The organism is Methanoregula sp., from assembly GCF_050010295.1.
Classification (GTDB): Archaea; Halobacteriota; Methanomicrobia; order Methanomicrobiales; family Methanospirillaceae; genus Methanoregula.
In genome coordinates, this window is record NZ_JBEKLH010000007.1 from 1 (window position 1) to 14,734 (window position 14,734).

Sequence of the window (14,734 nt, forward strand, 5' to 3'; positions counted from 1 at the left end):
ATGGACGTGGTGGCAATAACGGTTCCCAGGAACTGGGAGCCATCGATAGTCGCGGAGGAACCAACAGCCCAATACACGTTCGAACCGCAAGACGGACTGCCGGTGCCGGTGTTGATGGCGACGACTTTTGAATTAGCCATCGTTACCAGCGTACTGCCCGTCTGGAAAATAAACACCGCATTGGGGTTTCCCTGGAAATCAAGAGTAAGTGTTCCACCCACCTGCAAATTAGCAGCCGATGGAAAATTATAAACGCCGGGCGTCAACGTGAGTCCATCCAGCTGAATAACAGCATCCGGGTAGGTCGTAGTGGGAGCCTGGGCTAAGAGAGCATTGTACGCGGTGAGTGCATCAGTTTGAGCCTGAGCTGCGACCGTATCTCCCGCATATATCGTCCCGCTTACGAGCCCCGGCGGGAAGCCGGTGACTGCGGTACCCGGACTGACACCCAGGTCTCCGGTGATCTGTGATGCCCCGGTATTGGTGACCGTCGTCGCACCCAGGACCCCGAAATTACCGGCCGTCCCAAGATTCACGGCTGAAGCGCCCATAACGCCGGGAATTATCGCGGCGGTCATCAGGCAGATCAATGCTATGGTAAAAACCATAGAGAAACGTTTTCCTGCACTTTTTTCTGTACCTGTCATGGTATCACTCCTTGATAGTTTCCTTCATGCCGGGAGTTATCACGGCAGTCATCAGGACGATCAACGTTACGGCAACAACCCTGGAGAAAATGTTTCCTGCCTTTTTCTACGGCCATTGAAATATATTTTTCTGATTATTGCATTTATTGCAATGAAACAATGAAATTAAAATACCAGAATAATATGGTTTGAATCTCTTAACCGCAATGGATACCGGTACGGTTCTGGAGTCCGACCTCACGCCCATATGGCTCAGTTGACAAATCCTGCAATGGTGAACCGGCTCGACCAGCGTCCGGTACAGATCGTACGAACAACTTCGATAAAAAATGAAAAAAAAATACCAGAGAGAAAAATTTCCGGTCAGGACTTTTTCCCTCTCCGGCCGGAAAGGAGTGCCATGATCAGCAGTGCACTGATCGCGGCAATTACCGGCACCCAGACCGGAACGGGTGATTTTGTTGTCGGCAGAGGCGTGGGCTGGGCGGGTGTCACGGGAGATACTATGGGGGGGGACTGGCTCGGGGGTATGGCGGTCTCCACCGTAGTGACAGGTGATGTAAACTGTCCGGCGATCGCAAACTGATAGAAGCCGGGGCTTACTGCGGTGAAGTACGCCTCTCCGCCATCCGTTTTTACGAGTGTTGTCGGCAATGCCATCCACGAATGACCGTCGAGATGATAAAGTATGACATTCTGCGGGGTGATATTATTGCCATCGAGCCACGAGAGCGGGACGATGAATGAGAGCACCGCCTGATCGATAGAAGTATACTGTGCCGGCAGGAGATCGAGATACTGGTACACGGTGCCGGGAGGCTGACTGATACCCTTCCCGGGGCCGGATGCTACGATGCCGGTGACAATGAGCCCGTTATGCCCGGTGCCCGTGAGCTCCGCCCGGTAGACCCCGGAATCTCCGACGACATTCACGGTGATCGTGGTGCCGGCTGTTCCTGTGGGTGCCGTTGTCGCTGCATTTTCCCCCGGGGTTGTTGCAGCGGTTTCTGCAGTTATGGATGGTAGTGCTGTTATGGTATTTGCGTCCAGGGTAACTGCGGTCTGTGCCAGTGCCCTGCCGTTTAATCTTGCACCGGTGTTCAGCACAATCGCTGTCTGGTCCAGAATATTTCCATTGAACGTAGAGTACCGTGCGAGTGTTGTCTGGCCGGCAACCACCCAGTAGATGTTCTGTGCCTGCGCACCGCCAGTAAGGATCACGGGCTGATTCTCGCTGATATCGAGATTTTGTGCTATCTCGAATATCCATACATCATCCGGGCCGCCCGAAAGGGTGATAGCGGTTGGTATCCGCACGTTAGTTCTCCATTTGTAGACACCGGGAGCGATGGTCATCCCCCCGATATATCCGTCGCCCAGTTCAGTTACGTCGGGAGTCCGTCCGGCTGCATCGGTATAGGCTGTCTCCATGTCGCTTACAGCAGTTGTGAGGAGAGCAGGAGTGGGAAACGAATAGTCGGCTGCATATACATCTCCTGTCACCAGAGACGATTTCGAATACTGACGTGAGGGATCCAGGGTCAGTCCAAATCCCGCAATGGCCGTCGAAGCGATTGGGCTGACTCCAATATTTCCGATGATCATGGTAGTCCCTGTGGTCGTGATTCCTGATTCTGCCAGAATCGCATAATTGCCGGCCGACCCGAGATACACGGCTGAAGCGCCGTTCACTCCGGGAATTATCGCGACAGTCATCAGGCAGACCAATGCTACGGTAACAACAATGGAGAATAGTTTTCCTGCGCTTTTTTTTGTACCGCCCGGGGGATACTCCTTCATGTTCACCTTCATGTCGCCTTGGGAAATATACTTCCCGGGTTATTTCATTTTTTGCAATTCGTTCTGCAGGGCGGGATTATCACCCATTTCTCCGGATAAGAATCCCCAGCCCCGCCACCGTGCACAGCACCAGTAAGGGCTCGAGCGGGGACTTCGGGGTACCTGATGTCACCGGCGTCTCTTCAAGGGTCGGGACAACCGCGGTACCTGCCGCTGAAACGGTGGTGATCCCCCCCGCCAGCCGGGTTGTTTCCGGGACCGGGTTCAGCGGTGCGGGGCTGAAGGTCTCAATCCCGGAGATACCTGACATGTCACTGACCGCCCCGAACCCGTAGAGGTTATGCTCGTCTGCAACCACGATCCTCCTCCCGTCCCCGCTCACGGCGATAGACCGCGGCTGGATGATGGTGTCAGTCTGCTTCTGCGCCAGGAGATGTCCCCCGTGGTCGAGGACGAACAGGGTGCCGTCGATCCCTCCTGCGGCGATGACCGATGCGTCCTGCGAGGCCCCGACTGCAGTGATCCCGTGCCCGGCTGTGTACGTCCAGTGGATCTTCCCGTACCGGTCGATGGCAAGGACCGTGTCGTCCTCGCTCCCCACGAGGATGGTCGAGCAGTCGTCCGAGCAGGCGAGGTCGGTGATCGCGTTCCTGGTCACGTCAGTCTGCCATCGGAGATCGCCGCCGGCAGTGTGGGACGAGAGCCGGGTGCCCCCGGCGGTGATGATGGTGGACCCGTCGGAAGAGATCGCGATGTATTCGTCGATGCTGCCGGAGCGGTTGTCAGTCCAGACCGGATCGAGTGCGGGAGTATAGAACCTCACTCCCCCCTCAGTCGCGACGACCACGAGGTTCCCTGCCGGCGAGATGGCGATCCTTTTTACCAGGTCGGTTGTAGTCCTTCCGAAGAATCCCCCGCTGCTCCCCCAGGACATGATAGTCCCTTTGTCATCGGCAGCAACGATGAATGAACCGTTTGCCGAGATCGCGGCTGCACGGATATCCCCCCCCATCGTCTGTATCCCGAGCGTCGCATCGCTGCTGTCGACCAGGTCAAGGCTCTGCCCGGAAGTCCAGACAATCTCATTCCCGTCAGCAGTCATGGCGGTGACCATTCCCGGCGGCCCGACCCAGTGCCGGTCCCCTTCCCAGGTGCGGAAGAGCAGCAGGCTCCCCCCTCCGATGACCTTTGAGCCGTCAGCGGAGATGGCGGCACTGGAGAACGGGCTTCCCGTAGGAGAACTCTCTTTCCAGTCCGTTGTAAGGACCAGTGCCGTAGCAGGAGCGGCGAGGCATGCGGCAAGAAGAATGGCTGCAACAACAGGAGGGATCCCGATCCGGGCACTCATGAACGTTCCTGAACAGAGTTTTGTCGCCGGGCATATCTTGTTTGCGGACGGGACGCGGGGCCGGATGGCCCGTTCCCGGACGATAGAGGACCGGGAGAGGAGCTCTTCCGCGAGCACGGTCTTCCCGTTGACGAGCCTTCGACTACCCACGCGGCGGACCCGGCTTCGCCTCCTCAGACTCTCACTTTTTACCCTTTTGGGCCGGTTTCCGTGTCTGCATTCTTCGGTCTCTCCAGAGAATGCAGCCGGTTACCAGCGCGACGATGAGGATGATCAGGATCGCGATTCCTGCTATTCCGATGGTGGCGATAGTATACTTCACTGCACCCAGAACCGTCGAAAGGACCGGGTTCTCAAGTATCAGGGTCATGAATGCCGGCTGCCCTGCGCGGGCCTGAAGTGGTCCCCTGGCGGCGATGAGCCCGAACACCGAGAGTCCCGCAGGAGAATCCGCCACAAATTTCATGTTCCCGTCCGGGTCATATCCTGAAAAAGAGGTTTTCAGGACAGAGGATGTCTGATCATCGGCAATCCTTCCGATCACGACGGAAGTGGAGCCGCCGTGGGCGGTCACCCATGCAGCGGGGATGCTCATCGTTATCGTGGCAGGAAGTGTCGCAGAGATATTTGTTTTCTTGACGGTCAGCGTATAAGCAATGGCCTGAACTTCGTCTCCGTCGTTTACAACAGCCCGCTGGAACGCTTCGACCACAACCGGGTTTACCGGTTCTGCAACGGTCATCGTAAGCGCTGCATCCGGAGGCAGCGATGCGAGACCTGCGGTGAAGGATGCGGCAACCCGCCCTGCCCCTCCCGCATAGGCTTCAATCGGGGTCGTTGCAAGCAGGATGGACTGGATATTTTCTGTCTGTACGACCCCGTTCGCCTCGGTCACCGTCCCGGCAGTTATACTCAGGGTGAATGCAGGACGGATGATCTCCACGGTTTTACCGGAGACGGAGATGACGGCTCCTGACTGCTCTGCCTTGTTCCGGTCGATCGTTGCTCCCAGACTGCCGGATGAATCCGTGTACATATACTGGCTGAAGGGGGAGAGATCGATGGTCTGGGATACCAGACTGCCCTCTGCCGGGGCAAGCAGATTCTTCTCCTGCCCCACCGGAGGTGCTTGTACCGGCTGCTGTACCGGTTGAACCGGCTGGACCTGTGGCTGAGGTCCTTTTCCGGCCGCCGGAACCCCGATCCCGGTGTCAGTGCCACTCCCGGAACCTGATGATGGCGGGGACGGCGGAGGAGGTGCCGAACCCTGGAGCGAGATTATGGCGAATATGGACAATCCGTACGGTGACCGGGCGGTATAGATCGCGTTGCCGTTGGATCCGTCAAACCCGGAAAAGGTCGTGTCAAGCATCGAGACGGAACCCGTGCTGTCGAGCCGCATCACTCTCACGGTGTTTGAACCATAGGTGCTGTACCAGGATGCAGGAACTTCCATGGTGATCTCGGCATTTGCGATGGACGAAGATGGGATATTGTCTGAGACCACCAGTTCGTAGTTGGTGTTGACCACCGAAAGACCATTGGACGCTGCAAAGGTCTGGAATTTATCGTTGCTGCTCGTGTCGGTGCCCTGGATGATTGTCGAAGTGATTGCTGTTCCGGCTGAGGGGAGTGAATTTAACTGGATATTCAGCTGCGTGCCACTGACTGAGGTGGTCTGCAGTGCTACGGAACTGACCGTTCCGGAAATGTCACCGTTGGAAGTATTGGCAGAGTCCAGGTTGATCGTCATCTGGCTGAAGGGAGAACCGGCAGGATAGGTCAGGGTAAGGGCATTCCCTGACAGGGACGGGGTCCCACCGGATGTAGTAAATTGCGAGATGTTGAGCGAGACGGCTGTTGTCCCGGTCAATCCTGCCGGGGGGGTGTAGGTCAGGGTTTTCTTCGAGGCATACGCGGTGATGTACTTCTCCGATGATGCTGTGGATGTTCCTCCGGCATTGGTCACGGTCAGGTTGACGGTATAGATCCCGCTTGCATAGGTGTGCGCGGGGTTCTGGTCGGTGGAATTCGTGCCGTCACCGAAGTCCCAGAACCAGGATGTCGGCGCGCCCGTTGACTGGTCCGTAAACTGCACGGGAAGCGGCGCTGCCCCTTGCGTTACATTGGCGGTGAACAGGACGACAGGGGGGGGCTGCGAGACAAACGCGGTGATATAGTTCCCGGATACTTTTGTGGAATTTCCTGCTGCATTGGATACGGTCAGGGTGACGGTATAGATCCCGCTTGCATAGGTGTGCGCGGGGTTCTGGTCGGTGGAATTCGCGCCGTCACCGAAGTCCCAGAACCAGGATGTCGGCCCACCCGTTGACTGGTCCGTAAACTGCACGGGAAGCGGCGCTGCTCCTTGCGTTACATTGGCGGTGAACAGGGCGACAGGGGGGTTCTGCGAAGCGAAGGCGGTGATGTAGTTCCCGGATACTTTTGTGGAATTTCCTGCTGCATTGGATACGGTCAGGTTGACGGTATAGATCCCGCTTGCATAGGTGTGCGCGGGGTTCTGGTCGGTGGAATTCGCGCCGTCACCGAAGTCCCAGAACCAGGATGTCGGCGTGCCTGTTGACTGGTCCGTAAACTGCACGGGAAGCGGCGCTGCTCCTTGCGTTACATTGGCGGTGAACAGGGCAACAGGGGGGTTCTGCGAAGCGAAGGCGGTGATGTAGTTCCCGGATACTTTTGTGGAATTTCCTGCTGCACTGGATACGGTCAGGTTGACGGTATAGATCCCGCTTGCATAGGTGTGCACGGGGTTCTGGTTGGTGGAATTCGTGCCGTCACCGAAATCCCAGAACCAGGATGTCGGCGTGCCTGTTGACTGGTCCGTAAACTGCACGGGAAGCGGTGCCACTCCTTGCGTTACGTTGGCGGTGAACAGGGCAACAGGGGGAAGCTGCGGGACAAACGCGGTGATGTAGTTCCCGGATACTTTTGTGGAATTTCCTAAGGCATTGGATACGGTCAGGGTGACGGTATAGATCCCGCTTGCATAGGTATGCGCGGGGTTCTGGTTGGTGGAATTCGCGCCATCACCGAAGTTCCAGAACCATGATGTCGGCCCGCCCGTTGACTGGTCCGTAAACTGCACGGGAAGCGGCGCTGCTCCTTGCGTCACATTGGCGGTGAACAGGGCGGTGGGATTTTGGATAATTCGTGCGCTGAGGACGATCTCCGCGTTCGAGTTCCCGCTACCCGGGTGAGGTAAAATAAGAAGAGCACAGAGAATAATGAGAATACCTACGGCGAAGGATCTCCGGCCGCGCATTCTGGTTATTATCGTATCCGGGTGCATAACGTATGACCAATTACCCCGACAACGTGCGGGATTCGTGAGCAAAATCAACCTGTGCTAACCTTCTCTTCAACTCAATATATTGTCGTTCGGAATTTGTATATAATATGTTATAATGTTTTGGACAAATGAAAAATCCTGGCAAAATCACCCCGTATGCTCCCTTTCTTGTACGCAGGACATTATCCTCCAGGATTTATATATACACTATCTTATAGTACTACTTTTACAAATAATCCGGGAACAACCACGCTTCATTTTCCTTTTCTTTTATATAATATAATCGCATTCAGGATATTCATTTATCCTTTCTTATAGCAGTTTTTGAAATAAATGGAAACTCTTATATTGTCCCAAATATACCTAAGTCTGTCCCGAGGTGTGGATTATGATAAAAAAAACATGGTTAATGGTAATGGTATTCCTTGTGTGCTTCCTTGCATTTGCACAGGGAGCCCTTGCAGCAACTTCTGCAACGTCAGCGACCCTGACTGCATCACAGACTGATACTATACAAATTACCGTCACTGGAACAGAAGCTCCATGGACGCTGGTACCCGGCACTACTTTTACGCATTCTCCGTCATCATTGAGTGTCGTCGTTAACAGTACGGCAGACTGGAGTGTAGCCGCCAGTGATACGAACACAACCACGGCCGGTTTCATGACATCCTACGCTCCCGATACCTACACTCCCGCCACACATCTGACGAACGCGTTAACTGTTGAGGCTACTTCAGGAACGGGTTCAGGAAGCTATAAAACATTACCGACTGGCGGAAATATCGTAACCGGGGACGCAGGTACGAATCAGGTTTCGTATGGACTCGGATTCCAGCAGGTGGTATCCTATGCCGACCCGGTTCTCTCCAATCCGAATGTGTATCGTATTGTCGTGACACTAACCGGTACATCGGTTTGATCACTTCTCTTTTTTTAACCTCTTCCTCTGAAAAAACCGGATGAAATATCTGCGTATGTTATATCGGTATACATTGAGGAGATCGGGTATGTCCTTCGCGACCGATACTCGTCCGGTAAAATCAGAAGTATTTGCCTAATTCGTGAGTATGTTTCCCTTTCTGGGCACTAAACCCTCCCCATGATTTGGAGATAGCACCCTTAGTCTGAATACAACCCCCGATAGTACTTGGCAGTTGACTGCAGCGGACCGCGACGTCTCGAATGGTAAACCCAACAACGGCTGCCTGTCCGACTGGTCTCCGGGAACTGGAAATGAGACGGTACCGGATTAGCTACCCATTTGCATCGTTCTCTCAAGGATCAGGTTGGATCCGGCTCGCAAGTTCAGGATTTTACGACATCGCCTCAAGTCCTCACTGGTATCGGAGATTCGCCGGGGAATACGATAACCTTCACGCAGCCGGTATCCTGTCATGATCCCGTCCTCCCGTCAGGGTATTCGTATCCCATGAATGTCACCTTTACCGCGACTACCATTTGACCTCTTCATCTGCTTTTTTTTACTCTGGGGACGCGGCTTAAAAATCTGTATATATTTTATAGTATGAACAGAGTAGTATACAACGAGGAAAAGTGTATATGAAATCCCGGTATGATAATCGTCTGGCAATTTGTCTGGTCATTGCGATCCTGGCCGGTCTCATCCTGCTGCCTGCCCCGGTTGGCGCCCTGAAAGTCATCGGCTCCATCTATAAAGGGACGGCCTCGCCAGGGCAGACCATCGTCTTCCCGATAACCATCAGCACGGATGCAACGGATCCTCCCATGGATATGGTCGTTGACGTCCTGGGATTCGGGCAGAACCCGGATATGAGTTATATAGGTCTCGCCCCGTCTTCTGATACCAGCCCCTACTCGGCGCGGGGCTACATCTCAATCAATACCCCGACACTCCATCTTGACCCCGGTGCGTCGAAGACGATTAACGCGACGATCTCAGTGCCGAGTAATGCCGGTGCCGGCGGGGGATACGCAATTATTTCCATCCACAGCCAGCCGCAAGGTACGGGATCCGCGCTGGTCGTTACCGCGGTAAATGTCCCGGTGATGCTGACCATCGGCGGCTCCGGCCTGACGCAAACGGGGATGATCACGGGTCTGACTACGGGAGAGATTGTTGCCGGCCAACCAATTACCATCACAACAGGATTCAAAAATACCGGCAATAACCGTTATACAGAAACCTTCAACAACGTAACGGTAACTGACAGCGGCGGGAAGCAGATTGCCCAGTTGTCAACCAGTCCCACGCCATTCTCCATCATCCCCGGCAACACGGTCGATTACGTGGTGAATCTCAACACTCCTCTGTCCCCGGGGACCTATACGATGCAGTCCATTGTATCCATAAATAACGGAGCAGTCCTCGACTCAAAAACCTCTACGTTTGAAGTGAAGAGTGCCTACGTAGCCGCTCCGCAGGAAGCGAGTATCACCCTGACCCCCCAGAATTCCGCGGTTCTGGCATCGTCCGACGGGAGGATATCCGTCAGTTTCCCGGCCGGAGCGGTACTGTCGGATGTCGCGGTTACCCTCAAACCTTTCGAACTGAACCAGCTTCCACCCCTCCCGGAGGGTTCAAAAGCCGGCGGCACCTGTTTCGAGATAGACGGGCTGTCAGGTCTCCTCTCGAAGGACGCGAAGATCAGCGTCACCTATTCCGGTGCAGATCTCAATGCTGCCGGCGGGGATGCATCGAAACTTGTCCTCGCACGTTACGACCAGCCTGACGGCAAATGGATCCTGCTCCAGACGAGCGTGGACACGGGCACGACGACCCTCACTGCCACATCGAACCAGTTCAGTACCTGGGCCGTCCTGGCCTCGTCCGGGCAGCCTTCACAGGCCGCTGCTGGCAAAACCGGAGGTTTCCTCGGAGGCATCCTTGCCCTGGATGGAACTACGGTCCTCCTCTCGCTTGGCCTGGTGGTCGTGATCTTCGGGATATGGAAGAGAAAGAAAGAGTAAATCCCTTTTTTGAATCTTTGTTAACCTGTGGGTCTGAGGAAAAATCTTCCGAACCACTAGTAACGGAGGCCGATACCCGCACTCCCGGAAACCATGACTCCGTACCGGTCCTGCAGGATGATCCTTGCTCCGGTACCGGCACGGGAATCTGCAGGGTGCCCGCGAGAACAGAAAAACCATAAAATGTTACCTGGCCCTTGCATGAGTTGAGGTACACAGGTGCATATAGTCGGTAACACTCCATTCTCCGGACGATAAAATATATACCGTTTTTTATCCGATTACCCGAGAAGAATCTCAAAAAGAGGGGATATCAACCAATATTCGTGGCAGTCAGTGCCACCGTGATGCGGTAGACATTAGTCCCGGGAAGGATCGGATCTGCATATTTGGAGCGCTGACTGATGCCAAGGTTATAGGTAGTGCTCGACACTTCTGCCTCACCGGTCATTAACGTTTGACTTGTAGTCAAATTCGCATATGCCGAATTCGCCAGCTGTACCCGGAATGGCAGGGAAAGGTGATCCGATTGAAAACCGTTAACATTCGAATAGTTGTACATATAACCCGGTGTTGGGTTTCCGCCCCCATCCGATGCCGTGACTTGCCAGTTGGATGAGCTGTTGATAAAGTATTGGGTTGCAGAATTCGTCGTGGCTGTATCCGGATTAAGCGACAAAGCATCAGCGGGCACATTTGCGACAGTAATTTCAATTGCTGATGCTGGTGCTGTTACGGTATTCGCCCCGTCGAGGGTAACCGCTGATTGCGCCAATGCTCGTCCATTTAATGTTGCGCCATTATCCAGCGTAATCGCTGCGGAATCCAGAATAGTTCCATTGAAACCAGATCCCGTTCCGAGTGTCGTTGCGCCACCGACCACCCAGAAGACGTTCTGTGCCTGTGCACCGTCAAGGAGGATAACGTTTGTACCAGAGCCGGAAGTGAGAGCTGAAGTTCCTGGTATCTGGAATATCCATACATCATTTGAGTTTCCACTGAGGTTGACATCGCCGGATATCGTCACGGCAGTATTAAACCTATAAAGACCAGGACCGAGTGTCAGCCCACCAATCTCTCCACTACTACCAACGTCAATATAATTCGGACTAGATAGGCCCATAGCAGTATTGTTCGCTGCTTGCATGTCGCTTACCGCTGCGGCCAGTAAGCCCGAGTTTTCCACAGTGCAACCAGAAGGACCCCCAGCACCAGGACCGACCGTGTAAATTGTCCCAGTCACTTCCGGGCAGGTTAATGTGGAAATAGTTCCACTGGTTCCAACATTTCCCATAATATCAGATCCAGTGGCGCCGGTGATTGCTGTTTCTGCCAGAATCGCGAAATAATTGGCCGAACCAAGATCCACGGCTGAAGCGCCCTTCACGCCGGGAATTAGCGCGGCAGTTATCAGGCAGATCAACGCGAGGGTAAAAACAACGGAAAAAAGTTTTCCTGTATTTTTTTTCGTACCGGTCATGGGACACTCCTTGATGGTCATCCTTTATGTTGGAGAATATATTTCCCGGATTATTTCATCCTTTGCAATAACGAAACCCTCCCATCAGAATACTTAAAGACGGACTACTCCCCGATTTAAAAACCTCTCCTTTTAACGTGAAAAGCAGCTGCGTTGCCCTTCCGCAGGAAACCCGTGTTACCCGGACTCTCCAGAATTCCGCGGTACTGGCATCGTCCGCCGGGGGGATATCCGTCAGTTTCCCGGCCGGTGCGGTACCGGAAATACGAACGAACATGCAGCTACCCGGAAAAATACATGAACCGGAGATCCGGGGAATACAAGAAAAGCTCCCTGCCGGGACAGAGCTGGTTCTCAAGAAAACCCGGCGTTAAAACCAGAACGCCCGGAAAAAAGGATTATTCGATGATGATCGCCGGCTTGAACGGCAGGGCCGTCAGCGCTTTGACATGCCCGCTCGACTCGGCCTCCGTGACGTGGACCGGGACCCCGAACTCCTGCTCGAGGAAGGTCCGGGCGGACTCGAAGACGGCCTGCTCGCTGATGGGCTCCCGTACGAGCGGCCCGACCACTTGCGGGGGGAGGCGGTGGATGAGCGTGGTGCACTGCTTTGCGGCATCGGTCGCGTCCTTCCCGCGCTTCCGCATGGCCTCGTCCTTCATGATCTCCCTGATCACGGTGTTCCTGTCGCTGGCCTTGGCGATCGTGCGGAAGACCTCGTGCTTCCACTCCGGGGCAAGGGCGATGGTGATCGACTTGGGCGTGATCTGGATCAGCTTCTGGATGGACTCGATATCCTCCACGGTGCGGGAGAGGAGCTCCTCCGCGAGCTCGATCTTTTCGTTGACGAGTTTTTCATCCGCGACCGGCCAAGGGGCGAACGAGACGAGCCCCTCGCCCGCCAGTTCCTTCCAGAGGTGCTCGCCCGTGAACGGGATGAACGGGGCGAGGAGCCGGACCCAGGCCGAGCAGAGCGTATGCAGTTCCCTGCTCCCGTCGTTCCCTTCCGGGAGCCTGCGGCGGTACCACTTCAGGTCGGTCTCGATCCCGAAGTAGGCCTCCTGCAGGGCCTGCCGGGTCTGGAAGTTCATGAGGGCCTCGGTGGTCTTCGCGACGTGCGACTGGAGCCGGCTGATCAGCCAGCGGTCGATGTCGTGCGGTTCCCCGCCCGCGTCCTTCACGTCCATGACGGTGTTGTAGAACCGCTCGATCTGCTTCTTCGTGGAGAGGACGAGTTCGTTCCTCCAGTCAAAGTCCTGCCAGGGCTCGGCGCTGCCCATGAGGAACATCCGGACGGTGTCGGCCCCGAACTCCTTCACCGCGTCCTCCAGCAGGAAGACGTTGCCCTTCGAGGAGGACATCTTGGCGCCGTTCAGGAGGCCCATGCCGAAGACGACCATGCCCTTCGGAAGCTTGTCTTTCGGGAAGATGGTGACATGGTGGAAGAGCTGGAAGGTGAGGTGGTTGGAGATCAGGTCCTTTGCCGAGAACCGGAAGTCGTAGGGGTACCAGTAGAGGAACTCCTTCCTCATGGCCTCGAGCTTCTTCCTCTCGGGGAGTTCCTTGTTCTCTTTCCCGAGGAAGATGTACTCGAAGATCTCCGGGGTGAGGAGCTTTGAGTCGATCTCCCGGATCCGGTGGGCGATGGTGTAGTAGGCCATGTAGATGGTCGAGTCCGAGAGCGGCTCGATCAGCTGGGCCGGGTCCCACGGGAAGCGGGTGCCGAGGCCGACCCGCCGGGTGCAGGCCCAGTCCTTGAGCCAGTCGACCGTGCGGTCGAACTCGAGCCGGACCTCGGGGGGTACAAGCGTCATGTCCTTCAGGTGGTCGGAGACCTGCTGCTTCCATGCAGGGTCGGAATATCTCAGGAACCACTGGTCGTGGAGGATCTTGACTTTTACCTTGTTGCCGCAGCGGCAGACGACCGGGCGGACGTCGAACTCGTACATGACTTCGGAGTCGTACTTCGCAGTCATCAGGTCCGCGACCTCGTCGCGGGCCACCCGCACCGGCTTGCCGCCGTACTTGTCGAAGAGTTTCCCTTTCGAGAACTCGGCCGAGTAGATCTCCTGGGTGAGCGCGTCCATCCGGCTGTCCATCTGGTTCTTGATGCCTGCCTTCTCGACCGCAGACTGGGCGGGGACCTCGCCGTAGCCTTCGACCCTGATGAGGGGAATCGGCCTGATCTCCGTGTATTTCCCTGCCTGCTGGAGGTCACGGAGGGCGATGTAGTCGAACGGGGCGTGGGCGGGGACGCTCATGACGAGGCCGCTCGCCATGTCCGGGTCGACAAAGCCGGCCGGCAGGATGGATATCTCGCCGCAGAGCGGGTGAGAGACCTTTTTGTCTACGAGCTCTCTTCCCGGGACCTCTTCCTGTACCTCGACCGTGTGGTCCTGGAGGGCGAGCTTCTCGGCTGCCTCCTTCGAGACGATCCAGGGCCTGCCGTCCACGAGTGCCTTCACGTAGGTGACCTCCGGGTTGGCCCAGAGGTTGGTGACGCCATGGATGGTCTCGGGGCGGAGGGTCGCGGTCGGGATGAAGGCGTCCCCGAACCGGAACATGACCAGCGTGAATTTGATCACTTCGGCCTTGTCGCCTTCGAGCAGGTCGTGGTCGCCGACCGGGTTGTCGTCCACGGTGCAGTAGCGCACGGGGTGGACGCCCTTGATGACGTGCCCGGCCTCGTAGAGGTGCTTCCACTGCCACTCGATGAATTTGCTGTACGTGGGGTCGACGGTGGTGAACCGCCGCCGCCAGTCGATCGAGAGCCCGCACGCAGTCATGACCCGCTGGTACTCGCTCGCGAAGTGGCGGACGATGGTCAGCGGCTCGACAAACCCGTCGAGCACGTCCTGTGGGACCTTGTACAGGTCGCGGTAGAGCCGGATCGTTTTCTCGTCCCTCCGGGCGATCCGTTTCGAGATGCCGATGACGGGGGCGCCGGTGACGTGGAATGCCATCGGGTAGAGCACCTGCCTGCCCCGCATCCGCCAGAACCGTGCGATGACGTCGGGGACGATGTAGGTCCTGCCATGCCCCACGTGCATTGCACCGCTCGGGTACGGGTAGGCAACGTTCAGGTAGAATTTCTCGAGGTTGCCGGGATTGGACTCGAACGCGTGGAGCCATCTCTCGTGGGCCTCTTCCTCGAACTTCAAGAGATCGAATTCGCTCAATCTGATTCACCTTCCAAA

8 protein-coding genes are annotated in these 14,734 nt (G+C 56.0%); 2 read left to right on the forward strand and 6 right to left on the reverse strand.

All coding sequences use genetic code 11. From position 1 onward, the window contains the following. From ABSB80_RS09435 to ABSB80_RS09450, 4 genes are all read right to left on the reverse strand, one after another. Positions 1-647 (reverse strand): ice-binding family protein (locus ABSB80_RS09435; RefSeq protein ID WP_428370367.1); only part of this gene is annotated, 647 nt, incomplete at its 3' end. A gap of 363 nt (positions 648-1,010) precedes the next feature. Beyond that, entirely contained in the window at positions 1,011-2,459 is a 1,449-nt protein-coding gene (locus tag ABSB80_RS09440; RefSeq protein ID WP_428370368.1) for an ice-binding family protein, read from the reverse strand. A gap of 67 nt (positions 2,460-2,526) precedes the next feature. Then, a complete protein-coding gene (locus tag ABSB80_RS09445) occupies positions 2,527-3,945 on the reverse strand; it encodes a WD40 repeat domain-containing protein (RefSeq protein WP_428370369.1) in 1,419 nt (472 codons plus the stop codon). A gap of 31 nt (positions 3,946-3,976) precedes the next feature. Continuing rightward, the gene (locus tag ABSB80_RS09450; protein WP_428370370.1) at positions 3,977-7,105 is read right to left on the reverse strand and encodes a PKD domain-containing protein; all 3,129 of its coding nucleotides are present in this window, start codon (positions 7,103-7,105) and stop codon (positions 3,977-3,979) included. Between the two features lie 415 nt (positions 7,106-7,520). Here ABSB80_RS09450 and ABSB80_RS09455 point away from each other — a divergent pair, with 415 nt between their 5' ends. Beyond that, the gene (locus ABSB80_RS09455; protein ID WP_428370371.1) at positions 7,521-8,027 is read left to right on the forward strand and encodes a hypothetical protein; all 507 of its coding nucleotides are present in this window, start codon (positions 7,521-7,523) and stop codon (positions 8,025-8,027) included. Positions 8,028-8,668: 641 nt separating this feature from the next. Next, positions 8,669-10,057, forward strand: coding sequence for a COG1361 family protein (locus tag ABSB80_RS09460; RefSeq protein WP_428370372.1), 1,389 nt, complete (start codon positions 8,669-8,671; stop codon positions 10,055-10,057). Positions 10,058-10,370: 313 nt separating this feature from the next. Here ABSB80_RS09460 and ABSB80_RS09465 read toward each other — a convergent pair whose 3' ends face one another. Beyond that, complete coding sequence (locus tag ABSB80_RS09465) at positions 10,371-11,537, reverse strand: ice-binding family protein (RefSeq protein WP_428370373.1); 1,167 nt, start codon at positions 11,535-11,537, stop codon at positions 10,371-10,373. A 398-nt stretch (positions 11,538-11,935) separates the two neighbouring features. Next, positions 11,936-14,716, reverse strand: coding sequence for a leucine--tRNA ligase (gene leuS / locus ABSB80_RS09470; RefSeq protein ID WP_428370374.1), 2,781 nt, complete (start codon positions 14,714-14,716; stop codon positions 11,936-11,938). Positions 14,717-14,734: the final 18 nt, after the last annotated feature.

Bases quoted from the DNA above. Each gene is read 5' to 3' on its own strand.
- ABSB80_RS09460 (WP_428370372.1), top strand. From the start codon at position 8,669: ATGAAATCCCGGTATGATAATCGTCTGGCAATTTGTCTGGTCATTGCG.
- ABSB80_RS09440 (WP_428370368.1), bottom strand. From the start codon at position 2,459: ATGAAGGTGAACATGAAGGAGTATCCCCCGGGCGGTACAAAAAAAAGC.
- ABSB80_RS09455 (WP_428370371.1), top strand. From the start codon at position 7,521: ATGGTATTCCTTGTGTGCTTCCTTGCATTTGCACAGGGAGCCCTTGCA.
- ABSB80_RS09450 (WP_428370370.1), bottom strand. From the start codon at position 7,105: ATGCACCCGGATACGATAATAACCAGAATGCGCGGCCGGAGATCCTTC.
- ABSB80_RS09465 (WP_428370373.1), bottom strand. From the start codon at position 11,537: ATGACCGGTACGAAAAAAAATACAGGAAAACTTTTTTCCGTTGTTTTT.